Raw genomic sequence first — 26,595 nt, forward strand, 5'->3', positions numbered from 1 at the left:
AATCAATTCACTCGTGGAATTTGCACAACTATCGGGACACAACCCTTTGCTACAGTTGTTCCTTTAGAGATACTTACAACCTGGGTCGGGACAAGCCTTGCTGGTGTAGGCAGCGTCCACCTTGGAACTTTAGAGGTATACATGCACCGCCATGCGTCTTTGGTTCTACGGACGTGACCGCTATGAGCACATCTGAGAGATCTTCTTCGAAGTCCTTAGTGATTACCTAAGGAGGCCGCTTTAGAACGTTGCTCGAGCCTTCTCCATAGATAACTTCCTTGATGGCTTCCCCAGCGACGCTCTGAAGCGATGCCTGGGTACGAGCACGCCTGTGTCCCTGCTTCTTCGTGCCGAGGCTGTGCTTGCCTGGCACGCTTGGAACCTGAGTGTTTCACCGAGAGTGCCCTGAGCTTTCCTCCGGCCTTGCCAGCCTTGATGCTGGCATCCATCGATGCAGACCTCGGTAATGCCCACTCGATCTCCACATCGGGCCCACATGGGGGCCTAGGGAGTGGCCGTATCTCGTAGGTCCACCTCTTCGCTGCGCAGTAGCTTTCCAGCAGTGCTACTTGAGGGACGAGGTCGTCTTTGTCCACTGGTAGATACCTGATGAGTAGCCAGTCATCGTGGAGTCAAAGCTATATCGCATGCGCCGAGCCGTTTCAGTTTGGCCAAGTCGTAACCGCACCTGCCTAAAGGGGTGCGTTCTGCTGGCTCGGTCCTTCCCTCTTTCTCCCTTAGTCGCAGTGTGTCTGGGTGGACACCAAGTTCTAACGCATCCACTGCGATTAGAACCAGTGAAGCCATGTAGGAAATTACCACCAACCAAATAGCAACACCAATATCTACGAGAGCGGTACAAACCCCAATCAATGAGACATCTGATAACACCCATTCAAATAGGAGTCAGGTCTACGGGTCGCTATTTATGGACAAACAACAGATGGTCCCCAGGCTCCGAATAAGATCAAATAGCCACACCAAACACCACGACCTCTCTGATCGAAATGTCCTTGCCCGTAGTCGCTACATTTAGATGCTACGCCCAGCGCTATCAAGCACTTCTAGGTCAGAGGTACCTTCCAGACAAAAAATATTGCCCCGGCTTCAAAACACAATCTCGCTAAGTTTGCAACGCGCCACTGTGAAGCAAGATTGAGATCAATCCCAGTAGTCTAAAACTAATTTACATGTGCAAACACTCCCTCGTAGCAATGTATCGTCGAGTCCTAGGAGCAACGCTCTGGCATGTTCCGATAGACGGTCTAAGACCCTTAGTAACTGAAGTTACAGATCGAAGTGCAAGCTCTAAAAGTTCAAGCTACAAAGGTCTGACCAAGAGCCTCTAAAGCTTCAGGTTCGGAGACTCCAAATGGTAAAAAGGCCGCAACAGCGACGTCCACGCCAGCTTCGATATAGTCATCCAACTTTGCTTTGCACGTCTTGGGATCACCGTGCACTACAAGCTCGTCTACCACATCATCTGGAACCTGAGCAACCGCCTGCTTTCGATCACCTCGGGTCCAATTGTCCCACATAGAAGACAGCGACTCACCTCTACCTAGCCAGCGATGGAACTCGGCATAGACCGGCACGTTGAGATAGGCAGCTATCAGTCTTTTGGCCCCGCTTCTTACAGCCTCTATGTCTCTGCTTGGACATACAAACACCCTCGCAACAATCTTTTTGTCTGGGTTGAGGTACCGCCGAACAAACCTCACGTCATCGGGGGACAGCCAGTTTAGGATCGCCCCATCTGCCTCTTTGGATGACATTGCGAGCATCTGCTCCCGCAGGGCTGCTACCAATATCTCAGGTTGCGACTCCGGGGGTTTAGCTAACCTGAACCCGCTAACCGAAAAGGTGTCATAGTCCCTGTCGACCCTATCTCCTTGAAGCGCCTCTCTCAGGAATCTGACGATATCTCTGGTTCTTTGATACGGCTTTTCAAAACTTGAAGCATTCCAACGTTCGACTATTACATTGGACGAAGATCCCACGCCCAAAGAAACCCTTCCAGGTGCGACATCACACAGCGCTGCCACAGACATCGCCAGGGTCGCCGGTCCCCTCGTAAAGGCGGGTACGATTGCCGTTCCCAAACGCACAGAGCCGGACCAGCAACCCGCCAAGACAAGGGGCGAGAACGCATCAAAACCGTCTACCTCCGACGACCAGATCTCACTGTAGCCAAGCTCTTCGGCCCTTTGGACTATAGATTTGTGATCGAGTAAAGAGGTGCCAGAAAAGGGCACAGTCAGCGCATATGATCCCATGACGCTATAGTACTAAAGGTGAGAGGCAGATCCCATTCAGTGATTAGTTTATGGGGACTGACAAGAACCCTATCGAACCGTTGGCACTGTAGGCAGGTTGTATGGCAAGGGGAGATGCCCCCCTTACTATCAGTATCGGCCTAACCTTTTTCACGTCGATATCGAGCACTCCCGAACTTACTACGGTGTAAGGCGTTACCGAAGGCGCTTGGACAATTCTTTCTTTGAATGCGGTACTTTGTCTCTTTAAAGGCGACTTCCCCGGGCTAGAACTGCTGTTCTGTGAGGTAGTAGAGATAGTTGACACCTCCATGGGATCTATCGCCTGCTTTGGCAGCGATATTGCAAGAGGGTCCGACCCTAGATAGCTAGACCTAAAGGTCAGCACTACCAGCCAGTTGTTGGAGTAGATCGGAGTGGAGTATGGTTCGACGAACACCATATTACCGAAGAAGTCCAGAGCTGAACTTAGGGAGACACCCACACCCACGGAGTTTAAGGACCTTATCTGAACCCCATATACTCCTTCACTTGGGACCGCCAACTCTCCCGAGAGTCCAACAGAAGCTGTAGAAAACGGTGGAACAGTCTCTACTAATGACGTCACGTGGGCTCCGGGTAGGACGGAGGTGAGCCTGTTAAATGACGTTACTAACTTAATTCTCACCTTGGCTAAAGATGAAGACGGATTTACCACCGTCACCTCAGAGGAGGAGCTCTGACTTGTACGCACGTAAGGAAAGTTCCAATAGGTTGAGGGGCGAATAGTCGCTTGTGGAACTGCCACACCCCTTGCAAACCTGTCCGATCTGGTCTGCAGGCTTCCAACTACGACCCTTCCAGAGCGCGCCCTTACAACGATGGCTAGATTTGCCGTAGGAGGTATTACCTGATCCAGATTGATGGTCTTTGTCTGACCCGAATCTACGATAACTCCCTGAAAGTTACCTGGAACCACTGCACCACTTGAGGTTAGTGCAGAAAGATCAACGACGGCGGGGGTCGCAAAAGGATTGTAGATAGATACGTTGGCAGCGTCTTTAGCTAGGGTGTAAAGGCCTGAGACCAGCCAAAAAAACCCTGGAGAGGTCTGACAAGGTGTCTTTACAACCTGCGATCCCAAAGAGACGCTCTCTGCGGCTACGACTCTTCCACCTTTTGCCACTAATGCTACTCCGCTAAAACTCTTTGACGATCCAAAGATCGAAGGACTCAGGACAAAAGACGCGTAAGGACCCAAAGTGAACTTCCTAATAGGTCGCTTGGTTGCCAGTGAGGAGAACATTTCGACCCTGGAGCTCACTTTAGAGGCGTTATCGATCTCCAGTAGCGGTGGCGAGGCAGTAGTTCCCGTACTCGAAACACTACAGTACCAAGCCGTAGTGGCGTTCGTCGGTCCTGTAACCACTGGCATTGAAAGACCCTCTGCCCCTAGAGGATCCCCCGCTAGTTGAAAACCTCCCGAGGGGATCTGGTTGACATGGGTCACGCTCTGAATCACAAGCCCGACCGCCAACAATAAGACAAGGGCCAGGAGATACTTTGTCCCGCTACCCAACACAACAGCACCTTTGTCAGCACGCAAGCCCTTGCGGTTAAGCTTTGTCACTAGAGCCTCCCGATCCACCACCATTTATCTTCGAAGCGTCCTTTTCTGACGGAGCTACCTCACCCTTGCGGGCTCTCGATGCGGCTAGCACTGTCGGGCTCTCGTTGGATACACCCTGAGCAGCACTTTCTTCACCACCAAGCGCTGCGCCCGATGTACTAAAGCGGCCAAGCTTCAGCCTCCTTAGAAACTCTTCAAAGGTTAGAGTCATCACCCAAGACTTTCGCCTGAGGAGACCATAAAGTATCAGTGCAAGCACCAGAAACTCAATACCAATTCCGACCAGGCGCAACATGTCTATGACGAAAGACTCTTTAGCTGCATATGAGACCGGCGTGCCTGTCACCTCGTACATGACCACGGTTGGATCGATAAGAAGCTGTTTCATGTCGATCTGGCGCCCTAAAACCATGTCTAGGGGTGTTCCCTCAAATGAACCGATCTGAGAGTTAGGCTGAGGTAACACTACATATCTGACTCCACTTGCCTCTAGCACATGTCCCAAGAGGACCCCGTGCCCTACTAGCGCTGACCTAAGTGCAGAGATCACCTTCTCTGCTTGACCAAAGTTAGGAGGAGGATAAAGAGCTGTAAAAGAGGGAGATGAAGACGACACTAAAGCAGCCGACAGCCCATCTGCGATCTTCCAACCCCCTACCGGCAAGATCTCGGGGCTTCCAAGCCACAGAACACTCTGACCTTTTGGCAGCCCCGACATAAAGGAGCTTGCCCCGTCAAACCCGGTCGTCGGCATGTCGAACCTCGGCCTTGCCACCTGGAATACTCCGGCCAGAACGGCCACCACTAGAGCAATAGATGCAAATCCCGCAAGGAAATGGCGTAAACCAAAGTTAAACTTCGGAAGATCGTCGGCTAAGGCGTCGATGGTCACTGCCATTGCAGTCATCAAAAAGCTAGCCGCAAAGAGCGTGAGGGTCCAAAGCGGAATAGGTGTAGTGCCAAATAACCCTCTTACAGCCGCAAAACCAATAAAAGTAACGGTTAGGGCAACCGTTGTCCTGCGTCCTATCTGCGCCTGCTTTGCAGCCTTTGAAAAGGCAAGACCGGCCACCACAAAGATGAGAACAAGTACGTATAACGAAGGTACGCTATATCCCTGGCCTAGGTTGAACGACAGTACCGATAGATACGAGATCGAGGACACAAACGACGGTCCGAAGAGTCTAGAGACTCCCACCGGCATATAGAAAAAGCTCATTGACCAAGGCAGATTCAGCACTAGGGTGAGAGATGAAACAATCAATAAAACAAACCCGCTACGTCTCGCCCTTCCTCTGTCACCGGTGATATAAGAGACTGCCAAGAATACAGCCACAGTAAGTACGTAACCAAGAAACACAACGGGAACAATTGCGGCGACCAACGAAGAGAACAGGGCTGTTTCAAGTATCAACCGTCTCATCATCCTTCTAGACAGCCTTACCGAATCTGCTGCCCTCGCATGAAGTGCTAAGAGCGTCGGCACAGCACCAAATGCCAATATCCCAAAGTAACTACCCTGATGGACGAGTTGGGCCAAGAGGGGCAGCACCCCGTAGATACCGGTCACGATTTTGGAGGCGGACCTTGTAGCAACCTTTGAGGCCAGAGCATACATCCCAAACAGCCCTGCCATCTCAGCGACTACCAGTAAGAACTGGTGCAACACTCCCATAGCCCCAAAAAATACAAATCCGAGCGCACCGAGGATGAGATCTGCGGTAGGAGCGACGCTGGGAGCTACAACCACTGAGTCGTACCGACCACTAAAGAAACTGGAGATGAGTGTGGCAGGAGGTGGAAATGGTGCCATAGACCCAATAAGGGGAGGATGTCCAAAGATGACAGGGATGGAAGGCAAAAGCACCGCTAGCACGCCAAGCACAAGTATTACGCTTGAAGCTCGATCCACGGCAATCCGTGACCCACTGGTCTTCTCAGAAAGGACGCTCAGCCTCTCTTCTTCATCGACACCGTACTCCACGAGATCGACTCGGGGTATTTTCCCCTCGCCAACCATCTTCTTGATAGATCTCCTGGCCACGAGGAAGGCTCTAAATCTCGAGCTAACGGCGATGTAGTCAATCTCGGCTGGTCTAACTTGCCCTCGAAGTCTTCGCAGTTTTTTGCGCTCATCTGAGATCTGACCTAGGCGAGAGATATTCCATCCAACGGCATCGAAGGGGACCACAGCGAGACGCACCCTACCGGTCAGCAGATAAAAAAGGGTCTCAACAACAGAGACGGCAAGGTAGGTAAGAACCGAGCGTACTTGGGAGAGGCCACTTGTTGATTTTAGAATTATTCGCAGCTGAGCCCGCCTTGTATTGAGCATTCGCCGCAGATGACCCGAACCGACTCGGTGAAGACCTTCCTCTTCTCGAAATCGGCTAGTAAAGCTACGATGTGGACGGAAAAAGGTCGACACCACCAGGTGGCGGGCCTTCGCTCTTGGAGCACAGTAGACCTTGGCTCCAACCTGTGCTGCTCTTACGCAGAAGTCGACGTCCTCACCGAACAGCTGAAGCTCCTCATCAAAACCGCCAAGACTTTGAAAGAGATCCGTTCGGATCAGCTGAACCCCACCGGGTGCTATCGCTACCTCATCAATGGAGTCGTACTGGCCCTGATCCAGATCCCCTACATCGATGCGCGGTGCCAAGGAACCGGTGCGGTCGACGTTCGCTCCAATCTGCAAGATCTGCGAAGGAGAGTCCCATACCATAATCTTTGGGGTGACAACGGCCGCATTCTTGGCAAACGCTACCTCTAACATCGCTGGTATGGCATCTGGAAGCAGGGCTGCATCGTCATGCATCATGAGGATGTAAGCTGACTCACTTGCGGCAAGCGCTCCACGGTTAGCAGCTTCTGAGTAACCAACTCTCTTTTCGATTCGGATTAAGTGCGCTCCTGGGACGATCTCTTCTACCATTTCCGCAACCGAGGTCACCGAGGAGTTGTCCACAACGATGATCTCGAGGTTTGGGTATCCACAGTCTCGCAGCGATACTAGACACTCTTTGAGATAATCACCAGGATCGCAGGCGACCACAACGGCGCTAACACGAGGTGCTTGTGACATCAGAGAGATAAGCCTACCAAGCGCGACGGGATAACTGTGTACTTTTACGCCTCGTCACCTAAAGGTAACCGTGTGATCTGCACAAACAGTAAGCTAGAATTAGGAGGGTGAAAAACAAAAACTGTGCTCCCGACCCTCAAAAGTTCGGCTATGTAGCGGTAGGGCTTGCTATTTTAGGGTGGGGCCAACTTCAAAGCGCACGCACAAACCTTGAAAAGGAAGCTAAGAAGTTATCAGACGCCCTGTCCAGTACGCTAAGAGATCTCTTATAGTTCGATACAAGTCAAACTCGGGAACCCATCCGGTTGTACTCCTAAGTTTGAAGTTTGATCCAACTACCTCGAATGTATCGACGGGTCGTACCAGCTCTGGCGATACAGTAAGTTGCAAGTCGACCTGAAGCTCATCTATCATGAGCTGGGCAAGTTGTTCGACAGATAGAGATGCACCTGAGCATAGGTTATAAACCGCGAAGGTATCCGCTTTTTCAATCAGCATCCGATAGGCTCTAACCACGTCTCGAACGTCCGTAAAGTCCCTGCGAGCCTTGAGATTTCCAACCCTTATCTCCTTGTCTCCCTTCATCTTGGCACTCACTAAACGCTTTGCTAGTGCCGAAGCAACGAAGGCTTCGTCTTGTCCCGGACCTATATGGTTGAAGGCTCTAGCGACTACCACGGGTATCGAAGAGCCGTAAAAGAGCTGTTTAACCACCTCTTCGGCGGCAGCCTTCGACGCTGCGTAAGGGCTAACCGGCGCAAGTTCATGGCTCTCCTTCAGGGGCAGATCACCCTGGGAGACCTTTCCATACACCTCAGAGGAAGAGACAAAAAGAAGCTTTGGAGGTATCGGCATAGACCTTATCACTGAGCATAGGTTGGCTGTCCCCATGACGTTGATCATGTAGGTCTCTTCCGGATTAGACCAAGATCTGCCGACATGACTCTGTGCCGCTAGGTGGTACACCGCGTCTACATGAAGGTCAGCGACCTCTCCTCTTAGAGAATCAAGATCTCTAAGATCAGTGCCCTTTGCGAGGGTGAATACTTCATCGTCAACTGACCTCAGATACTCCACCAGCCAGGTTCCTACGAATCCTGAGGATCCTACAACCAACGCCCGCAAACTTTACCTTCCCAACCTAGCTTCCACTATCATCCCTGTAGAAGAGTTTCATAAAGGGCAAGATGACCCCTAGCAGAACGCTCCCACGTATAAGACGCAAGCAAATTACATGCCTTATCTGTTAGCTCCTTGCGTGACCGTGGCGACGTTAACTCCTTAGAAATCTCAGAAGCAAGACCTAAAACGTCACCAGCACTTACTAAAGAAGCATAACCCTCTGACACCTCCGCCATAGCACTATCCCTTGTCGTGACTACGGGGACATGGTGAGCCATCGCCTCAAGTACCGGAAGCCCAAAGCCCTCTTCTAAAGAAGGATATACAAACACCGACGCCTGGTTGTAAAGTCGCTCAAGCTCGTCGTCGCTGACGAAGCCAAGAAGATCGATTCTGCTTCGAAACGGAGAGTTTGAGATCGCTGTCTTGGCCTTGTCCGCTCTCCAGCCGATCTGCCCAGCGATCACGAGACGCAACGAGTCAAACTCACCAGCGATCTCGTCGAAAGCCATCACTAAAGTCTCCACGGACTTGCGAGGCTCTACAGTACCCACAAAAAGGATGAAGGGAGAACCCGACCTATCTGTATAGTTATCCCTGTATCCGGGGCCCCTAGTAGTTTTGACGCCATGAGGTATCACAACTACTTCTGCGGTTGGAGACAGAAGAATCTTTAGCTTATTGGCCGTGTCAAACGACGGCACAACTATCGCATCTGTGTTCCGTGCCGCCCATCGCAAAGCGCGAGAGAAAAACTGAACCTTCTCAGGCTCGTGCCACTGAGGAGAAGTGATAAACGTAACGTCGTGTACGGTTACTACCCGAATCCCCCGATAAAGCAGCGGAGCTGTGTAGTGAATACCATGGTGAAGCCGAACCCCTGTCCTATTTAGAAGGAAGGGAAGAAAGGACTGTTCCCATGTGAGCCTTGCCAAACGATTAGCTGGAGATTCGCACAACACTGCGACGTTGCTCCCAAGGCTATAAAAAAGCTCTGCGTTTGATCTCGACACGCAAAGTCCTACTTCTAGCTCTGGATGGACAAGTGGGCCAAGCGCCTTGAGCATCTCTATTGCGTACCGCCCAACTCCCTTTGGTTGCGGCGGTACGGCACTCACGTCGATCGAGACAAGACTATCCAAACAACCCTCCAGCCAGAGTCACAAATAGTCTCTGATGCATGCGGAAGGTATCGTCCCACCTTCTTTCGTTAGCAACCATAAGCCCCTGAGTCACAAGCGAAGACCTTAGCTTGTCATCCAACACCACGCGGCAGAGACCCTCGGCAATACTTATTTCGTCGCTGGGATCCACTATCAGGGAATTATCAAATCTAGCACTTGGCACCGCCGAGGAGATGACAGGTAGACACGCCGCATTTGCCTCAAACACCGGGAGACCAAAACCTTCCTCAATGGGCACGTAGACTAGGGCTACTGCTCTTAGATAAAGAGCGGCCAGCACCTCGCCGGGAACACTTCCTAAAAGATACACGTTCTTGGTAGGTCTAATAGCATCGCCCCAGCCTTTAGGTCCTACTATCACCAAAGACATCGGCCCACCAAGAGATCCCATAGCTTCGCTAAATGCACTAACAATCCTCTGGAGATTCTTTCTCGGCTCCAAGGTACCCACCGTGAGTAAAAAGTCTCCCTCAACGCCAGCACTTTTTAGGGTCTCTGTGGCTTTCTCCATAGCCGGCGGCGGTAGGTGGTTCGAGCCGGGAGGAATAACGGTAACGCGGTCCTCCTCGACTCCGTGAGCCAACAACCTATCCTTAGACTCTTTAGAAAGGGTAACGATGTGATCCGCCTCGTCTCTGATTCTCATGAATCTATCCCTGTGCCACCTAACCCCCCGAGCAGGAAATGCCTCCGGACAGCTCTCCCATAGTAGGTCGTACACAGCGAAGCTCTGGGTAAATGATCGATTCTTTCTTGGCGTCGGATCCGGTCCTCCCATGGAGAAAGAGTGGTAGTGCTGCACGGGTAACTTAGGTCTGTCCAAACCCAGATCCCAGATTCGTTGCGCCAGCGGTTGAGGAAAGTGCGAATAACTATACCTAAAACCCAAACTGCCTAAGTCGGTAATTGCCTTAGAAGACGGCCTAGAAGCATACAGAATCCACGAAGGACCTTCAGCCTCAGCAGAGCTACTCCGAGCAGCCTCCAAAGTAGCACGAAGATATGCTCCAGTTCCACCTGGGACCCGTTGGTGTAGTTGATCTGCACACACAAGTACCTGCACAGGGAAATCCTAACCAGCCACCTCGCTAATTATGCATATCAAGCGCAGACAGGTAGGCTTTCCTCATCTTCTCCGCAGCCACGGCCCATGTAAATCCACTGGCGCGCTCGAAGCCGGCCGATCTAAGCTGATCTCGTACTCTTTCATCATCAAGCACCCTCTCCAGCGCAAGAACCCAGCTAGAGCGTTCTCGTCCGACCACCTTGTAACCCGCCCCTCCAGCCACCTCCACAACTGCCCCTGCGTCGGAGTGGACAACCGGAAGTCCATGAGACATGGCCTCAAGCACAGGCAGACCAAAGCCCTCATAAAGTGACGGGAAAATTAAAACCTCCGAGCGTCGATATAGCCACTTTCGTTCTGCGTCACTTACCCAACCAAGAACCAAGACCGAACCTGGGTTAGACAGACTCTTCATCTTGGCCTCGAAAGGTTGCCATCCCCAGCCCTTAGATCCAGCCACAACGAAGACAACGTCGGAGCGAGACCTCTGTATCTCATCAAAGGCGTCTAAAAAGCCAACTAGGCCCTTCCTCGGCTCGATCGTGCCAACTGCCAGAACGATCTTCTTGCCCTTGGCATAGTTATCCAATTTGCTGATGAACTCTTCACTTACCGACTCGGAGTCAAGATAGGCGTCTGTTGGGATACCGTGGTGAATCGCTACCACCCTATCCTTGCTTGCACCAAAGATCTCTATAAGTTCATTTTTTACGAACTCGGTAGGGGTATGGATGTATACGCCCTCGTCTACGTACCTTTGGATATAGCTAGGGTAACGAAGCACTGTAGGCATGCACATCTCAGGGAAATGCTTAGGGGTAAGATCGTGTACCGTAACAAACCTAACCGCCTTGGTTGGCGGGACAAAAAAGTTGGAACCGTGCACGACCGCATAGGCAGGACCGATCAACCTCTCCAATCTCAGAACATCTGCTCTATCCCAAACGGCGTGGAGCGGACGAGCAGGCATCGCCTTATCGATGAAGCCAATGCAATTAGGAAGCTGCTCGGAAAGCTGGTGTCTGCGTCTCCAACTTATGGCAAAGGCATCCACCTCGACTCGGTCGTTGGGAAGCTGACCAAGAAGTCCGAAGGCAAACTCTCCCACGCCACTGCGGGGACCAAGAAGGGCGGTTGCCTCAAAGGCTATCTTTATGCGATCGATCGGTTCCTCCTAAATGTAGCTAAACCAATGAAGATATCTTGTCTCCTATACTGAGCCATTGTGATAACAGTACTCGCTGGTGGCGTGGGTGGATCGAAGTTTATCAGGGGTCTGGCAAACTCTGTGTCTCCGAGTTCCCTCGTAGCAATCGTAAACGTAGGTGACGACGAACAGTTCTATGGTCTTCATGTCTCACCTGATATCGATACAGTAACCTACGCCCTGGCTGGACTGAGCGATGATGAGCGAGGATGGGGGGTGAAAGGCGAGACATACAACGCACTTAACATGGTCAAGACGCTTGGTGACGATGCATGGTTCACCCTAGGTGACCAAGACCTTGGTACACACCTGTATCGCACCAAAAGATTGAGAGATGGCCTCACTCTTTCGGAGGTCACGGCGGAGATCATCACTTCGCTAGGGGTCCAAGTAAGGGTTTTGCCCTTTTCAGACGATCCAGTGCGCACCAAGATTCGAGGACATAGGTATATAAGTGAGACAGATAGCTACGAGACAGAAGCTGAGCTGATGAGCTTTCAAGAGTACTTTGTCAAATATAACCACAGAGTAAAGGTCAAAGAACTGATCTACGAGGGAGCAGACACAGCAAGGCTCTCGCAAGCGGTAGTTCGGTCTTTAGAGGACTCTTCAAAGGTAATCATCGCTCCTTCCAATCCCCTGCTCTCGATCTGGCCGATGCTTATGACATCCAACTTTAGTGAAATTTTGCTCTCTAGGAGAGCGGATGTAACAGCCGTATCACCTATCGTAGGTGGAAGCGCTGTAAAGGGGCCTTTGGGCGACCTCTTAGCGGATCTTCACGGTCAGGCTTCGGCCTGTGCAGTTGCTAAGCTCTACTCTCCATACATATCAACCTTCGTCATCGATATTCGAGACAAGGATCAGGTAGAAGCAATCAGTGAGCTAGGCATAAAGTGTGTAGTCACTGACATCTTGATGGTAAACCGGGAGATGGAGATTCAATTGGCGAAAGAGGTATGTGGACTTGAGTGATAGCCCTCTCTCTAGCATCTCCATAATGCCTGTTGCAGGTATTCCAGAGGTACGAAGTGGCGACGACATCTCAGATTTAATAGTGGAGCACTTCGTCCTTAGGGAGCTAGACGTAGTTGTGGTCACCCAGAAAATCGTATCGAAGTCGGAGGGCCGAGTCGTACACATCGACGAATCGGATGATGCAGGGTTTTTGGATCTCGTCGAGAAGGAGTCTAAGCGCACTCTAAGACGACGCGGAACTCTTCGGATCACAGAGACCCATCACGGCTTTGTCTGCGCTAACGCAGGGATAGACCGCTCGAACACCGAGATCGGAACGGTCACGTTACTGCCAAAGGATCCGGATCGCTCCGCACATCGAATTCGGCAGGGTATCTTTCGAAAGACCGGTATCAACATAGCTGTTATCGTAACAGATACCTTCGGCCGGACATGGAGAAACGGTGTGACGGACGTTGCGATCGGCATCTCCGGCCTAGGAGCTATCGCTGATTTACGAGGACTTCATGACGCCAACGGCCGGGAGCTGAAAGCAACTGAGATCTGCATCGCAGATGAGATCGCCGCAGCGGCGGACCTCGTCAAACCAAAGTCACGCCAAATTCCGGTCGTTGTAGTTCGGGGGTTAGATTCCATACACTTTAGGGAGTCAAGCGTAAAAAGTGAGGTTATTCGCAATCCAAAGCAGGATCTTTTCCGCTAAAAGTTATTCAGCTATCTCTCATCCACTCGATCGTAGAGCTTAGACCGTTCCTCAGAGAAGTCCAAGGCTCCCACCCTAAATGATCCCTTGCTCGGCGTATATCCAGGGCCGATCTGAGAATCTCACCAGCTCTGGCCGGCGCAAAATGTGGTTTTTTTGTGTACCCTATCTGCATCGCCATCTCATCGAAAAGCTCCATAACCGTTGTCTCTTGTGATGTGCCGACGTTGATTGTCAAACCACCACCTAGATCCATCGCCTTTATAAAAGCATCGACTGCATCGTCGACATAAAGAAAGTCCCTAGTCTGCTTACCGTCTCCGTAGATCTGAACGTCATCGCCTTTCATCATCGCAGAGCCAAAGATCGAGATTACTGCGGACTCACCGTTTGGGTCCTGGCGTGGACCATATACGTTTGCCATGGCTAGGGCGGTGTACTCCACGTCGTAGAGATCCCTATACAGTTTGAGATACTGAAGAACTGTAGCCTTTGAGATCCCATATGGAGATATTGGAGCAAACTCACAGTCTTCGGTGGTCGGAACCTCAGCTAGATCACCGTACAAGGCGCCACCGGAAGCAGCGTAAACAACCTTGGTCACACCAGCCTTCCTTGCCGCTTCAAGAACACGGATAGATCCAAGTAGATTGACCTTTGCATCGTAGTACGGATCCACCTTGGAACTTCTCACGTCGATTTGCGCAGCTAGATGCATTATCACATCCGGCCTCTTCTTGCCGACGAACTCCTCTAAGGCAACATCGCAGACATCGAGTTTATGAAAGGAAAACCGAGCGGTGTTTTGGGCCCTAGCTGACGACAGATTAGAAAGAGATCCTGTAACGAGATTATCAACCACGTCTACATCGACACCCTCAGCCAAGAGTCTGTCAACGAGGTTGGATCCGATGAATCCAGCCCCGCCTGTGACAAGGACTCTGGATATTCCCATATTAACTCGGTACCCTCTCGCCTACTACTTGACATCCAGGCATCAGCTCTGCGTAGCGAGAGATTACAGAACCGTTTACTACTATGGATCCAGGCGGCACAAAGGCCTGATGCCCTACGATCGAGGAGTCGATCAGAGCCCCCTCGCCTATTACCGCCCCTGGGAGAATCACCGAGTCTCTGACAGTTGCTTGGGCGCAGACAGTAACTTGTGACTCAAGAACCGAGTTACGCACATCCACATTGTCTTCTAACACACATCCCTCACCCACATAGCAGTCGGTCTCCGTTTGGGAGAGATCTCGACCTGTGACTGCTCGTTGCAAAGCGGAGAGATCCTTTCCAACGACTTTTCCACGCAAGATATCGAGAGACACTTGCAGCAGCGAGGCAGGCGTTCCTGCATCTATCCAGTACCCCGGCATCTCCAGGGAGAATAGCTGATCTGACTTGGCAAGCTCAGGAAACACCAGTCTCTCCATAGACGTTGGCTCTCCTAGCGGTGCCATGTCTAGTCCTTCCGGCTCAAATACGTAGACTCCTGCGTTTATAAGGCTGGTAGGAGCAGTCTCACGAGGTGGTTTTTCCACAAAGCTTCGAACCCGTCCTTGCTCATCAGAGACAACAACACCGAATCTCGAAGGGTCGTCAACCGGGGTGAGGGCAACCGTAGCAAGCCCACCTTTGTTCTTGTGAAAATTTACAATCGACGTAAAATCGAAGGTTGAGAGTATATCCCCGTTTACCACCAAGAACGTGGAGTCGATTCCAGCTGTTTCAACTGCTAGCCGCACCGCTCCAGCCGTATCTAAAGGTTCACTTTCCACCGAGTAACGGAGCTTGACGCCCATGCTTTCACCGTCGGGAAACGCCTCCTGAAAGACGTCCGGGAGGTACCCTAGAGCAAGCACTGCCTCCGTGACCCCATGCGCCTTGAGATGGCTTAGGACTCGTTCCAACATGGTGACACCAACCACGGGTATCATCTGCTTTGGGACGTCGATTGTAAGAGGACGTAGCCTCGAACCAAATCCGCCGACGAGCACAACGGCTTTCACAGACCGAACCTCACCTTCTCGATGGGAAAAGATAACGCCCTAATACTAACCCGCAACTGTGCTACTTGTGGCTGAAGTTGAACTCGGTCTCGTCGAAGGAGTACTCGCCTTTGACCCAGATACGGCGGTAGTGGACGTGACAACCGATGTGGAAGTAGAAGATGAGGAGCCACTTACTAGTGCCACCTCAGACGGAGGCTTTGATGGAGTCTTTCCCTTAGGCAACACAGCCACTGCCACAAGTTCGTCGTTTTGGAACTTTATCTGACTCGCAGATCGATATATGGTCGGAGTCGTAGCTAATAGCGACGGCCATGAGGCGTAGCTCAGAGCTGCCCCTCTACCGCCACAAGCGTCTTTAAAGCTCACCGTCTTTCCATTGGGCAACGTGATGGAGCTGGAGGTAATCTTGAGCCCTTTCTCCCCCTTTAGAAAGTTCGCAAGATTTGCATTAGACCCAGTAGCAGCAGACGAGATAGGGGCCACTTCAATGAGTCCATTTCCTCCAGAGTAAAGACCTCCGGCAGAGCTAGAGGGTGAGGCTGGAAGGTTTGGTTCGTAGGTACCGCAGACGTCGACACCAAAGGCCACCTTCCACTTTGTCCCGATCGCTGGAAGAACACCAGTAGAAGAGACTGTCTGAGTCTTTTCGTACCTGGAGTAACCTACTACGAATACGCCGGCAAGGACTATCGCCGCTATCGACGAATAGTACCCTAGAGGAATCTGTTTTCTGACCTTAGAGGACCTGCCGGACGCGGCAGCTTTGGCAACTTTTCTTGACGCGTTTGAGTTCATTGGTTATCTAGGTTATCTACCTTCCCTGAGGAAACAATCGGCTTGTTACCAAACGCCCAGATAAGACAAGCAAAAGTCTTAGAGCTATTCCGAACAACTCAACACTTAGCACAAGTGAAGATGATCTCTTTGACTTCGCGTACAACCACATCGAGCGATGGTGTTGGTACAGAGATCGGATGGGTCTTTCCTTGGAACTATCGCCCTGCACATGAATCACCTCTACCTTAGGGTAGTACACGACCTTTAGTCCGTTACCTTGGAGGCGTTCACAGAGATCTACATCCTCGCAGTACATAAAGTACTTGGAGTCGAATCCGCCTATCTTTTTAAAGACCTCAGTCCTCATCACGAAGAACGCCCCTGAGACCCAAGGCGCTAAGCAAGCTGTATCTAGGTCAAGACTTTCCATTTTGTACCATCGCGACACGGGGTTATTCTTCCAAAATATCCCTAGGAAACCATGGATCAACGATACAAGCGTGTCGGGATATCGCCTTACAGAGGGATAACGGCTTCCATCGGGGTTCAAAAGCATTGGAGCAACTAGTCCTACATCTAGATCTCCTTCCAAAGCTGCTCGAAGGGGGGATATGTCTCCGTCTTTGATGTAGATATCGGGGTTGGATACCAATATGAACTCCGAATCATCAAGGTAGGAGACCCCAAGGTTGACGCCTCGCCCATAGCCCAAATTCTTGCCAGAAGATACAACCCTAAAACTAAATTCTCCTTTATCGACAACGTGGTCGAGCACGTCCTGTGACTTGTTATCCACAAAGACCATGTCCTTGACCCCAAGATCCCATAGTTGCCTAGCCAACCTGGTGACCGCAGCTTCGTCTTGTCCATAGAGGACAACGACGGAAGACATGCTAGCTTCCTTGCACTTAGTCAATCTCGTTCACCAGCCTCGCAAGGGAACTATCCCACTGCGGCATAGGGTCTAAACCCGACCATCTGAGGGCAAAGTCGTCAAGAGCAGAAAATGCCGGCCTGGGCGCTTTACGAGACGGAGGGAGCTCTGCGGATGAGATAGCCTTCAAAGTGGCCAAGCCAAGACCTTTTATCTCAAGAACTTTAGCCACAACGTCGTACCAGCTTCCAAATCCCTGAGCACTTACGTGATAAAGTCCGCCGAGATTAGTAAAGATCATCTCCAGCACCTTTTCAGCAAGATCCTGGGCAACAGTCAGCGAGCCGAACTGATCGTTTACAAACCTTAGATCTTGCCCAAGGGAGATCATTCTTAGTACCGTCTTTACAAGGTTGTCGCCGTAACGCCCTACCAACCATGAGGTCCTCACACATAGGTCTGTAGGCCTCAGCTCCCGTTCTCCGGCAAGCTTCGACCTACCATAGACAGACAAAGGGTTGGGAGCATCAAACTCGTTATAGGGCCTATTGGTAGTTCCATCGAATACATAGTCTGTCGAGAAGTGCACAACCTTAGCTCTCACCCGATCCGCAGCCTGGACCAAGTTTCGCACTCCTAAAGCATTTACACGAAAAGCGTGTTCAACTTGATCCTCACACAGATCTACCTTGGTCATAGCAGACGCGTTAACCACGATATCTGGAGACACCTCAGAAACACAGATTTGAACAGCTTCTCTATCTGTCACATCCAAGACCTTCGAGCCAAGCGCTACTAGGGTGATCGTCTTGGATCGTTTCTCAAAAACTTCAGAGAGTTCCCGACCTAACTGGCCGTTAGCCCCTACCAGGAGTACCCTCATCTAGGACTTTCTCTCACTCCAAAGCACGCCGCTTTCATCTACTGGCGCTCTCTTCTTAAGCGGCTCCCACCAGGCTCTATTGTCTCGGTACCAGCGCACCGTATCTTCGAGTCCACTTTGAAAGTCATAGATTGGTTCCCAGCCGAGAGCACCTCGGATCTTAGAAGAGTCAAGAAGATAGCGGCGATCATGGGAGGGCCTATCTGGGACGATGGTCTTTAGGGAAGACGGCTTATTCAAGATGGATAGGATCTGATCCGCTAGCTCTTCAACAGATCGCTCCAACTCTGTTCCCACATGATAGGTCTCACCAACTTCACCGTTGTCGATAACCATATCGATCGCCCTTGCATGGTCTAGTACGTGAATCCACTCCCTTTTATTATCCTTGGAGGAGTACAACGGCAGTGGAAGGTCATCAAGGGCGTTGGTGGCGAATAAAGGTATCACCTTCTCTGGAAACTGATAAGGACCGTAGTTATTGGCACAGTTGGTTATCGATATTGGTAATCCATAGGTGTAGTAGTACGACCTTACTGCATGGTCAGAGGCAGCCTTGGAGGCGTTGTAAGGGGTCCGGGGGCGATAAGGTGATGCTTCGTTGAACGAGTCGTTCGAGTCGAGCGCCAGATCTCCATATACCTCGCAGGTCGATACGTGGTGAAGACGCGCCACGCCGACACTACGACATGCGTCAAGCAGTCCGAGGGTAGACATTACGTTGGTATTGAAGAATCTTTGAGGGTCTATTATCGCCAAAGAGTTGTGGGATTCAGCTGCGAAGTTTACCACTACGTCGATCCTGTGTTCCCTCAGGACCTGCTCTACAAGCACCTTGTCTCCCATGTCGCCGTGGATAAAGTCAATCTTATCTTCAACTTCAGATAAGCTTTCCCTACAGCCAGCGTAGGTTAGGGCGTCAAGAACAACGACGTTATCTTCAGGGTGCGCCTCACACCAGTAGCGCACGAAGTTGGACCCGATGAACCCAGCTCCCCCCGTGACTAGTAGCCTCATCTTTCTCCTCACTATCAAACACTCAAAGTGCGCCCTCAGACACACACCTAGCTACAATAGACGATTTACTGATGGAGGCCCGTCTTACATAGCCAAGCCCCAGAGCACGACAGACTCTTGCTGGCCCCAATCCTTGCAATTTTGGTGCTCAGTATCTAATTCTGAAGTGAACTACGTTCAACTAAAGCTAAGAGAGTTCAACTTGGGAGTTGTCACCGATCACCAGCCGCAGGGCAGATGGTCTCGACTCTCTTCTAGTGACCTTTGCAGCCTTACCCACTATCGAACCTTCGAGGCGTCCCACATACTCCACTACCGCATCTTTAAGTACGATCGAGTAGTCGATCTCACTCGATCTCACCGTGCAGTGCGGCCCAATGGAGGTGTAAGGTCCAATGAAGCTACCCTCGATGCGAGCCCCTGCACCGATGACTACAGGTCCCCGAATCACAGAAGCCACAACCTCGGCCCCATGTTCTATCACCACTCGCCCCTGGATATGAGAGCTAGAGTCGACACGACCACATACCTCACCTTCGAGAAGATCAAGTGCCAGGCGGTTTCCCTCTAAAAGCGCCTCGGGTTCGCCTAAGTCTTTCCAATACCCCTCAACTATCGAAGAAGACACACTCAAACCATCTTCGATTAGGCGGTCGATCGCATCTGTTATCTCAAGCTCTCCCCTTCTTGAGGGTTCAATCGAGCGCACAGCCTCATGGATGTGTTTGTCAAAGATGTAAACACCTACAAGGGCTAGATCCGAGGGAGGGACCTCCGGTTTTTCAACCAATCTGACCACTGAACCATCTTCACCTAGCACCGCTACACCAAAGCGATGGGGATCTTCCACCTTTGCAAGAAGTATCTGTGCGTTTACCCCTCCTTGCGCAACCCTAAACGCTTCGACAAACTCCTCTATCCCCCCCAATATAAAGTTGTCTCCGAGATACATAACGAAGTCGTCGTCCCCCAAGAACTCACGGGAGACAAAGACTGCGTGTGCAAGTCCAGCAGGTCGATCCTGGCGGATGTAGGAGATATTGACTCCAAACCTTGAACCGTCCTCAAGAGTCTCCATCACCTCTTTTGCGGTTTCACCAACCACAACACCTACGTCTTTGATGCCACATTTAGCTATGGACTCAAGACCATAAAACAATATGGGCTTGTTAGCGATAGGTACCAGCTGTTTTGCGGAGGTATAAGTAATCGGACGCAGTCGCGAGCCAGTGCCGCCGGATAAAACCAAAGCTTTCAATCAGAGCTCCCCGCTAAACATAGATGACAGATGATATCTAAAGGCCGAGCATACGAGAGAGGACGACTCTTTGGACCTCAGAGGTGCCCTCACCTATCTCAAGGATCTTAGCGTCCCTGTAGTAACGCGCCACCGGGGTCTCATCCATGTAGCCTGCGCCGCCAAAGATCTGCACTGCGTCTTTAGCAGCGCGCATCGCTGCCTCACTGGAGTACAGCTTGGCGATCGCAGCCTCACGTTTGAAGGGGCGGCCGCTATCTCTTAGCCACGCCGCCTTATAAACCAGGTTTCGAACCACCTCAACGTCCACGTCCATATCTGCACACTTGAACGATACACCCTGATAACGACCTATAGGACCTCCAAAGGCGTGTCGACTTTGTGCGTAAGACACAGACTCATCTCGACACCCCTGAATTAGCCCAAGAGCTAGTGCCGCAATAGCGATTCGACCCTCATCTAGGGTCGCCAGAAACTGTGCAAACCCCTTGCCTATGGTGCCAACTATGGAGTCCGATGTGACGCGAACGTCTTGGAGAACAACGCCATGGGTATCTGATGCGTGCCACCCTATTTTACGATACGGCGGCTCCACTACAAGACCTGGAGTACCATAAGGGACTAAAAACGCTGTCACACCTTCTTCGGTGTCCGCTGTAACGACTATGAAGCCAGTGATCTCTGTGCCAGAGTTAGTGATGTAGGCCTTTGCACCGTTTATGAGCCACTCGTCCTCCCCGACCTTCTCGGCTTTTGTCGTTGTTGATCCCGCATCAGATCCTCCATCTGGCTCGGTTAGACCAAAGGCGCCAAGAATCTCGCCAGAGCAGAGCTTCGGCAACCAGGTGGCCTTTTGTTCGTCAGACCCAAAATGATAAATCGGCGAGGCTCCGAGTCCCACTCCAGCCGAGAGGGTGATAGCAACCGAGGAGTCCACCTTTGCTAGTTCTTCAATAGCTATGCACAAGGTGGTAAAGTCTGCCCCCGATCCCCCGTACTCTTCAGGGAATATAAGACCAAAGAGTCCCATTTCCCCCATCTTCTTTACGACATCTAAGGGAAAGATCTTCTCTTCGTCCCACTTTGCAACATAGGGACGAATCTCCGACTCGGCAAAGTCGGCGACAACCTTCCTAAAACTCTCTTGCTCTTGGGACAACTCAAAGTCCATACAACCGCCTCGCAATACTTATCTCTCAACAGCTACAAGCACCATAAACTGTGACTCCAAGTCATACTACCTTGATCAACCTTGCAAGCAAAAACGCTAAGTAGGCCACCTTCAAAAGCAAGCCTCTTAGACCGGTAGAACTTATCCCCTAAATGTCTTTATTTGCTTTTTAGGTCCCGTTGTACCCTAAGATGAAACACATCACCAGCATGGACAGCTACCTCCCCATCGGCGCCCCTCACCACTAGCTCTCCGTCCTCTCCAACGGAGGTGGCTACTCCCGACAAGAGTGATCCTCCCGGCAGTTCAACCCTTACACGCTCACCTATAGTGCTGCACTTGCACCTATAGGCCTGCGCTATCTCTGAGAGTCCAGCGCCTGAACGCAGAGTCAATAACCACTTGCTTAGATTAGATAAGAACACATCCAAAAGAACGTCAACCGTTATAAGGTCTTGCTTATCCGGTGCCTTTATAGAGATCGATGTAGCTGGTCGAGAGAGTAAGTCCAACTCCCCTTTACTTTGAAGTAGGTTCACCCCAACACCTACCACTACCGACAGCTCAGAACCTGTTGTGCACAACTCGGACAGCACGCCTGCGACCTTCTCTCCATCGATCTCTAGGTCGTTAGGCCACTTTATCCGTGCGTCGACCTCGTAGATCTCGGACAGAGAATAACTCATAGCCAGGGATACAACTCGAACTAATCGCTGAGCTGTTGCAACCCCGTCACGATCGCTGCAGCCAAAGAGTACGCTGGCTGAAAAGGAACTTCCTTTAGGCGAGAGCCACCTTCTGCCGAGTCTTCCCCTACCGCTTACCTGCTCATCAGCGACTGCAACAAGGCCCTCCTTGGCACCGGACCTTGCCTGGTCTAAAATGAATCGATTGGTCGAGTCCAAAGATTCAAACCGCTGAACGCGCCAAGCAGGTACCTGCGGCGTTAGAGTTTCCTCTTGAGGGCTTGTTTCACGCACATATCATAGAATATTGCGCCAGAAGGACGGAGTGGAGTTGTTCAACAAAATACTGATCGCCAACAGGGGAGAGATCGCCGTTAGAGTTGCTAGAACGGCACAAGAGATGGGCATTAAAACGGTAGCGGTCTACTCCGACCTGGATCGTGACGCACTACACGTACGGGTTGCGGACGAGGCATACGCTCTTGGGGGCTCAACTGCACAGGAGAGCTATCTGAACACCAAGAAGATTTTGGAGATACTCGATAGATCCGGTGCCGACGCTTTACATCCTGGGTATGGTTTCTTCTCAGAGAACGCAGCCTTTGCACGCTCCATCACTGAGGCAGGCGTTACCTTCATCGGTCCTCCCCCAGAGGCCATAGAGATCATGGGTGACAAGATATCTTCGAGGGCTGCGGCTCAAAGAGCCGGTGTGGAAGGGGTACCTGGAACACAAAAAGCGATATCCGACTACGAGGAGATAGTAACGTTCGGCGAGACCCACGGATGGCCGGTTGCGATCAAGGCAGCATACGGTGGTGGCGGACGGGGAATGCGGGTCGTCAACTCCAAAGAGGAAGCCAAGGACGCTCTCGAGTCGGCCATGCGAGAGTCCGAGAAGGCCTTTGGCCGTTCGGAATGCTACCTAGAGCGTTACCTGACCTGGCCAAGACACATCGAGATGCAGGTCTTTGCGGACTCCCACGGAAACGGAGTTTGGATCGGTGAACGCGACTGTTCCTCACAGAGAAGACATCAGAAACTAATAGAAGAGGCACCTGCTCCAAACTTTCCCGAAGAGACTCGTGTGAAAATGGGGGAAGCTGCTGTAAAGGTCGCCCTTGCCTGCGGTTATCAAAATGCAGGAACCGTTGAGTTCCTATACCAAGACGGGGAGTTCTACTTTTTGGAGATGAACACCAGACTCCAGGTTGAACACCCCGTTACAGAGATGGTAACCGGACTGGATCTAGTTGAGTGGCAGATACTAATTGCAGCTGGTAATCCTTTGCCACTTTCACAGAGTCAGATCGAACGGCGGGGGTCAGCCATCGAGGTTCGGGTCAATGCAGAAGACCCAAGTGGTGGTCGCTTCCTACCGTCTCCCGGCACTATTGCCAAGTTCATAAGGCCAGATGGTCCATACACCCGAACCGATACCGGATACGAAAGTGGCGACACGGTCTCTCAGTTCTACGACAACCTCGTCGCCAAGATCGTCGTGTGGTCAGACACACGCGCAAAGGCTATAAGGAGAATGGTTCGGGCCCTAAAAGAGACGGAGATCGAAGGCATATCGACCACGATCCCGGCGCACCTTGCAATCCTGGGGAACTCCGAGTTTCAAGAGGTCAAGCACTCGACTAAGTGGGTTGAGACCAAGGCTGGTCTCGAGTCTCTGACCCTAAATCCTTTGCCCAACGCTCTACAGGGCAACGAAGAGGTGGAAAAGACCCAGGTTGTCGCAGAGGTAAACGGAAAGCGGGTATCGGTTGATCTCTATCTTCCAAAGTTTGAGTCACCTACGCGAAACGCTCCGGCCAGCACGCGAACTAAGCAAAGGCAGAAAAATGCCTCCACTCAAGGTCACCGGAGCGCCGGAGCAGGAGGTAGCGGTCAAGTAACCGTTCCTATGCAAGGCACCGTCGTCAAAGTACTTGTCGAAGTAGGACAAGAGGTTGAGGTAGGACAAACCCTCCTGGTGCTTGAGGCCATGAAGATGGAGAACTCCATACTTAGTGAGAGATCGGGAACGGTGAAGGAAGTTCGGGTCAGCGCAGGAGACACCGTAGGCACCGGAGACACCGTTATTGTGATCGAATGATTGGGGACTGCCTTGGAAAATACTGACCGAAGCGCCATAAAGGCTCAGATAAAGAGGGAGGCAGAACGACACTTTGAGACTGCACTAACTCTTTCGCACCGCATTCACGAAAATCCAGAGGTCGGTTTCGAGGAGCATAGAGCCCATGACTGGATGGTAAGGGCGGTATCGGAGCTGGACATGGAGCTACAAGACAGAGTCGATGAGCTAGATACTGCGTTTGTAGCACAAGCAGGAGAGGGGTCTTTGAGTGTGGGTATCTGCGCAGAGTACGATGCTCTTCCTAACGTGGGTCACGCCTGTGGCCACAATGTAATAGCTGCTGCTGCCTACCTTAGCACTGCAGCGCTGAGACCTTTCTTGGAGACTCTAGGAGTCTCAGTCAGGATTCTAGGAACGCCCGCCGAGGAAAGTGGAGGTGGGAAGGTTCTCATGCTTGAGAAGGGTTCTTTTAAAGGACTAAACGCCGCCATGATGGTTCATCCCGCCCCAACTGAGTCCGATCGAATGCCTACGTTGGCGGCAAAGCACTTGGACATCACCTATAGAGGCAGAGAGGCACACGCTTCGGGTTACCCGCAAGAGGGTATCAACGCCCTAGATGCCATGACGATAGCTCAAGTGGCGATCGGTCTTCAGAGGCAGCACATATACCCTTATGACCAGGTACACGGCTACGTAAAGCACGGAGGGGATGCACCAAACGTCATCCCTGCCCTTGTTGAGGCGATGTACCTCGTGCGCTCAAGGACGCTCTCAGATCTCACGATCTTAGAACCAAAGGTTCGAAGGTGCTTTGAGGCAGGTGCCCTCGCAACCGGATCACAGCTTGAAATTACAAATCCGTCACCTCCTTATTCAGAGTTTGTCACCGATGAAGAGATGGCTTCCCTCTACCGAGACCAAGCTCAGCTTTGTGGAAGACCGTTCCCAGACCCTACGCGGGAGTTCCGAGCTTCTACAGATATGGCCAACATATCACTTGAGATTCCATCGATACATCCTCTCTTGGATATCGACTCCTTACCTGCCATCAATCACCAACCCGAGTTCACGAGGGCCGCAGGATCTAGCGCTGCGGATCGAGCTATCTTCGAGGGTGCATTGGCTATGGCATACACGGTTGTAGAGATAGTGTCTAAAGAGAGTTTGCGAAGCCGCCTAATAAGTCATAGGTGCAGGTAGGCACCCTCTAGTCAGCTGCCTCGGCTAGAGCTTCGGCCAATGCCGGATGCACGAGCAGAGACTCAACGATATCTGAAACCTTTAGGTGCGCAGTAACGGCGAGAGCTATCACAGAGATGAGCTCTGCCGCTCGTTCACCTACTATGGATCCGCCTAGAACAACCCCGGTGGCCGGATCAGAGAGAATCTTAATAAATCCCCGGGGGTCACCGTTTATGAGGGCGCGTGCATTTGCAGCAAAGGGTACCTTAGTGACACGAATCTTGCGACCCATGGAGAATGCCTCCGCCTCCGCAAGTCCCACGTCAGCGATCTCGGGCTCGGTAAAGATGGCACTTGCAGCCTTATCGTAGTCTAAGTGGCGGTGCTCCCTTGAGTCCAGACCCATCACATGCTCTGCGACCTTACGACCTTGCATGGTAGCCACTGAGGCTAGTGGAAGCTTGCCGGAGATGTCACCTGCGGCATAGATATGCTTTACATTCGATACACAGTGGTGATCAACTGGGATAAAACCACCGTCATCAACCTCAACTCCAGCCATCTCCAAATTCAGACCCTCGTAGTTTGGAATAGATCCAACGGCTAAAAGACAGTGCGAGCCAGCGACACTTCTTCCGTCGTCGCAGTCCACAACGACTCCCTCTTCGTCTGCACGCACCGCCTTGGCGCGTGCACCCTTGTACAACCTGACTCCGGAGTCCAAGAAATCAGCCTCAAGCGCCGCTGCAACCTCCGGATCTTTTTGTGGCAACACCTGCTGGCGTGAGACAATCAGCGACACTTGCGAACCAAAGGTTCGAAACATATGGACAAACTCTACACCTGTTACGCCGGAGCCTATAACAACAAGATGCTCAGGGATCTCAGGGGGAGGGTACGCCTGGCGGGTGGTAAGCACTCTCTTGCCGTCCACGGTTGCCCAGTCCGGAACTCGTGGTCTGGATCCCGTAGAGATAAGAAAGGCGTCTCCCTCAATCTCTACATCATGTCCGTCTCTACCCCTGACTGCGATCCTGTGAGGGTCCAAAAAGCGCGCTTCACCCTCTACAACTTCAACACCTTGAGACCGAAGAAGTTCAGCGTTGCTTCTCTCTAGGTGTTGGGTAATCCCAGCGATGCGAGCTCGGATCTCATCCAGATCTAGTGAGACTTTGACGTCGTTTACACCCATCTTGGCTGCGCGCACAGATAGCGATACAAGTCCACCCGTAGCAATCATAGCCTTCGAAGGAATGCAGTCCCACAGATTTGCTGCTCCCCCTAACACGTCTTTTTCAACGACTGTGACCTTGGCACCAAGTCGAGCTGCGTAAGACGCTGCTTGTACTCCCGCGGGTCCACCGCCTAAAACGACAAATCTCACGCCCTTATCCTAGTCAACACAGACCAGCG

Annotated in this window: 23 protein-coding genes; 4 read left to right on the forward strand and 19 right to left on the reverse strand. The window is 51.7% G+C overall.

Annotation, left to right across the window (positions count from 1 at the left end):
* Positions 1 to 215: 215 nt before the first annotated feature.
* The 9 genes from BUA24_RS05895 to BUA24_RS05935 form a co-directional block, all read right to left on the reverse strand.
* Positions 216 to 596, reverse strand: a complete 381-nt coding sequence (locus BUA24_RS05895) for a hypothetical protein (RefSeq protein ID WP_072789932.1) — start codon at positions 594 to 596, stop codon at positions 216 to 218.
* A 25-nt stretch (positions 597 to 621) separates the two neighbouring features.
* Positions 622 to 822 carry a MerR family transcriptional regulator gene (locus BUA24_RS05900; RefSeq protein WP_178138722.1) on the reverse strand — a complete coding sequence of 67 codons (201 nt, stop codon included), beginning with the start codon at positions 820 to 822 and terminating at the stop codon, positions 622 to 624.
* 494 nt (positions 823 to 1,316) lie between these two features.
* Positions 1,317 to 2,276 (reverse strand): LLM class F420-dependent oxidoreductase, encoded by a 960-nt coding sequence (locus BUA24_RS05905; RefSeq protein ID WP_072789935.1) that lies wholly within the window; start codon positions 2,274 to 2,276, stop codon positions 1,317 to 1,319.
* A gap of 43 nt (positions 2,277 to 2,319) precedes the next feature.
* The gene (locus BUA24_RS05910; RefSeq protein ID WP_143146420.1) at positions 2,320 to 3,885 is read right to left on the reverse strand and encodes a DUF5719 family protein; all 1,566 of its coding nucleotides are present in this window, start codon (positions 3,883 to 3,885) and stop codon (positions 2,320 to 2,322) included.
* The gene (locus BUA24_RS05915; protein ID WP_072789938.1) at positions 3,872 to 6,970 is read right to left on the reverse strand and encodes a glycosyltransferase; all 3,099 of its coding nucleotides are present in this window, start codon (positions 6,968 to 6,970) and stop codon (positions 3,872 to 3,874) included. Before BUA24_RS05915 ends, BUA24_RS05910 begins: the two co-directional genes overlap by 14 nt.
* Before the next feature lie 222 nt (positions 6,971 to 7,192).
* The gene (locus tag BUA24_RS05920) at positions 7,193 to 8,095 is read right to left on the reverse strand and encodes a GDP-mannose 4,6-dehydratase (RefSeq protein WP_072789940.1); all 903 of its coding nucleotides are present in this window, start codon (positions 8,093 to 8,095) and stop codon (positions 7,193 to 7,195) included.
* 29 nt (positions 8,096 to 8,124) lie between these two features.
* Positions 8,125 to 9,234: a glycosyltransferase family 4 protein gene (locus BUA24_RS05925; protein WP_072789942.1), complete on the reverse strand. Its 1,110-nt coding sequence runs from the start codon at positions 9,232 to 9,234 to the stop codon at positions 8,125 to 8,127.
* Positions 9,227 to 10,339 carry a glycosyltransferase family 4 protein gene (locus BUA24_RS05930; protein WP_072789944.1) on the reverse strand — a complete coding sequence of 371 codons (1,113 nt, stop codon included), beginning with the start codon at positions 10,337 to 10,339 and terminating at the stop codon, positions 9,227 to 9,229. The genes BUA24_RS05925 and BUA24_RS05930 overlap by 8 nt, the downstream gene beginning before the upstream one ends.
* A 25-nt stretch (positions 10,340 to 10,364) precedes the next feature.
* A complete protein-coding gene (locus BUA24_RS05935) occupies positions 10,365 to 11,450 on the reverse strand; it encodes a glycosyltransferase family 4 protein (protein ID WP_072789946.1) in 1,086 nt (361 codons plus the stop codon).
* A 117-nt stretch (positions 11,451 to 11,567) separates the two neighbouring features.
* Here BUA24_RS05935 and cofD point away from each other — a divergent pair, with 117 nt between their 5' ends.
* Together cofD and cofE are read left to right on the forward strand one after the other, a co-directional pair.
* Positions 11,568 to 12,524, forward strand: a complete 957-nt coding sequence (gene cofD, locus BUA24_RS05940; RefSeq protein ID WP_072789947.1) for a 2-phospho-L-lactate transferase — start codon at positions 11,568 to 11,570, stop codon at positions 12,522 to 12,524.
* A 25-nt stretch (positions 12,525 to 12,549) separates the two neighbouring features.
* Positions 12,550 to 13,230, forward strand: coding sequence for a coenzyme F420-0:L-glutamate ligase (gene cofE / locus BUA24_RS05945; RefSeq protein WP_178138723.1), 681 nt, complete (start codon positions 12,550 to 12,552; stop codon positions 13,228 to 13,230).
* A gap of 7 nt (positions 13,231 to 13,237) precedes the next feature.
* On the opposite strand, the gene BUA24_RS05950 is transcribed toward cofE, so the two are convergent.
* The 9 genes from BUA24_RS05950 to BUA24_RS05990 form a co-directional block, all read right to left on the reverse strand.
* Positions 13,238 to 14,185: an NAD-dependent epimerase/dehydratase family protein gene (locus BUA24_RS05950; RefSeq protein ID WP_072789951.1), complete on the reverse strand. Its 948-nt coding sequence runs from the start codon at positions 14,183 to 14,185 to the stop codon at positions 13,238 to 13,240.
* 1 nt (position 14,186) lies between these two features.
* Complete coding sequence (locus BUA24_RS05955) at positions 14,187 to 15,242, reverse strand: nucleotidyltransferase family protein (protein WP_178138724.1); 1,056 nt, start codon at positions 15,240 to 15,242, stop codon at positions 14,187 to 14,189.
* A 45-nt stretch (positions 15,243 to 15,287) separates the two neighbouring features.
* Entirely contained in the window at positions 15,288 to 16,040 is a 753-nt protein-coding gene (locus BUA24_RS05960; RefSeq protein WP_072789955.1) for a hypothetical protein, read from the reverse strand.
* A gap of 16 nt (positions 16,041 to 16,056) precedes the next feature.
* A complete protein-coding gene (locus BUA24_RS05965) occupies positions 16,057 to 16,914 on the reverse strand; it encodes a glycosyltransferase (RefSeq protein ID WP_072789957.1) in 858 nt (285 codons plus the stop codon).
* 16 nt (positions 16,915 to 16,930) lie between these two features.
* The gene (rfbD, locus tag BUA24_RS05970) at positions 16,931 to 17,779 is read right to left on the reverse strand and encodes a dTDP-4-dehydrorhamnose reductase (RefSeq protein ID WP_072789959.1); all 849 of its coding nucleotides are present in this window, start codon (positions 17,777 to 17,779) and stop codon (positions 16,931 to 16,933) included.
* Positions 17,780 to 18,796 carry a dTDP-glucose 4,6-dehydratase gene (gene rfbB / locus BUA24_RS05975; protein WP_072789960.1) on the reverse strand — a complete coding sequence of 339 codons (1,017 nt, stop codon included), beginning with the start codon at positions 18,794 to 18,796 and terminating at the stop codon, positions 17,780 to 17,782.
* Positions 18,797 to 18,983: 187 nt separating this feature from the next.
* The gene (locus BUA24_RS05980) at positions 18,984 to 20,054 is read right to left on the reverse strand and encodes a glucose-1-phosphate thymidylyltransferase (RefSeq protein WP_072789962.1); all 1,071 of its coding nucleotides are present in this window, start codon (positions 20,052 to 20,054) and stop codon (positions 18,984 to 18,986) included.
* 37 nt (positions 20,055 to 20,091) lie between these two features.
* Positions 20,092 to 21,225 (reverse strand): acyl-CoA dehydrogenase family protein, encoded by a 1,134-nt coding sequence (locus tag BUA24_RS05985; protein WP_072789964.1) that lies wholly within the window; start codon positions 21,223 to 21,225, stop codon positions 20,092 to 20,094.
* A 158-nt stretch (positions 21,226 to 21,383) separates the two neighbouring features.
* Positions 21,384 to 22,205: a biotin--[acetyl-CoA-carboxylase] ligase gene (locus BUA24_RS05990; protein WP_084660244.1), complete on the reverse strand. Its 822-nt coding sequence runs from the start codon at positions 22,203 to 22,205 to the stop codon at positions 21,384 to 21,386.
* A 13-nt stretch (positions 22,206 to 22,218) separates the two neighbouring features.
* Between BUA24_RS05990 and BUA24_RS05995 the strand changes: the two genes are divergently transcribed.
* Both BUA24_RS05995 and BUA24_RS06000 read left to right on the forward strand, forming a co-directional pair.
* On the forward strand, positions 22,219 to 24,015 hold the full coding sequence (locus tag BUA24_RS05995) for an acetyl/propionyl/methylcrotonyl-CoA carboxylase subunit alpha (RefSeq protein ID WP_245790319.1): 1,797 nt from the start codon (positions 22,219 to 22,221) through the stop codon (positions 24,013 to 24,015).
* A gap of 12 nt (positions 24,016 to 24,027) precedes the next feature.
* Complete coding sequence (locus tag BUA24_RS06000) at positions 24,028 to 25,200, forward strand: amidohydrolase (protein WP_218587420.1); 1,173 nt, start codon at positions 24,028 to 24,030, stop codon at positions 25,198 to 25,200.
* 7 nt (positions 25,201 to 25,207) lie between these two features.
* Here the strand turns inward: BUA24_RS06000 and BUA24_RS06005 are convergent, their stop codons facing one another.
* Complete coding sequence (locus BUA24_RS06005; protein WP_072789968.1) at positions 25,208 to 26,566, reverse strand: dihydrolipoyl dehydrogenase family protein; 1,359 nt, start codon at positions 26,564 to 26,566, stop codon at positions 25,208 to 25,210.
* Positions 26,567 to 26,595: the final 29 nt, after the last annotated feature.

The sequence above is a fragment of the Ferrithrix thermotolerans DSM 19514 genome (assembly GCF_900128965.1).
GTDB lineage: Bacteria > Actinomycetota > Acidimicrobiia > Acidimicrobiales > Acidimicrobiaceae > Ferrithrix > Ferrithrix thermotolerans.

What these genes read in the sequence shown, in the direction of transcription:
- rfbD (WP_072789959.1), bottom strand. Translation starts at nt 17,779, where the DNA reads ATGAGGGTACTCCTGGTAGGGGCTAACGGCCAGTTAGGTCGGGAACTC.
- BUA24_RS05905 (WP_072789935.1), bottom strand. Translation starts at nt 2,276, where the DNA reads ATGGGATCATATGCGCTGACTGTGCCCTTTTCTGGCACCTCTTTACTC.
- rfbB (WP_072789960.1), bottom strand. Translation starts at nt 18,796, where the DNA reads ATGAGGCTACTAGTCACGGGGGGAGCTGGGTTCATCGGGTCCAACTTC.
- BUA24_RS05950 (WP_072789951.1), bottom strand. Translation starts at nt 14,185, where the DNA reads ATGGGAATATCCAGAGTCCTTGTCACAGGCGGGGCTGGATTCATCGGA.
- BUA24_RS05960 (WP_072789955.1), bottom strand. Translation starts at nt 16,040, where the DNA reads ATGAACTCAAACGCGTCAAGAAAAGTTGCCAAAGCTGCCGCGTCCGGC.
- BUA24_RS05985 (WP_072789964.1), bottom strand. Translation starts at nt 21,225, where the DNA reads ATGGACTTTGAGTTGTCCCAAGAGCAAGAGAGTTTTAGGAAGGTTGTC.
- cofE (WP_178138723.1), top strand. Translation starts at nt 12,550, where the DNA reads ATGCCTGTTGCAGGTATTCCAGAGGTACGAAGTGGCGACGACATCTCA.
- BUA24_RS05915 (WP_072789938.1), bottom strand. Translation starts at nt 6,970, where the DNA reads ATGTCACAAGCACCTCGTGTTAGCGCCGTTGTGGTCGCCTGCGATCCT.
- BUA24_RS05965 (WP_072789957.1), bottom strand. Translation starts at nt 16,914, where the DNA reads ATGTCTTCCGTCGTTGTCCTCTATGGACAAGACGAAGCTGCGGTCACC.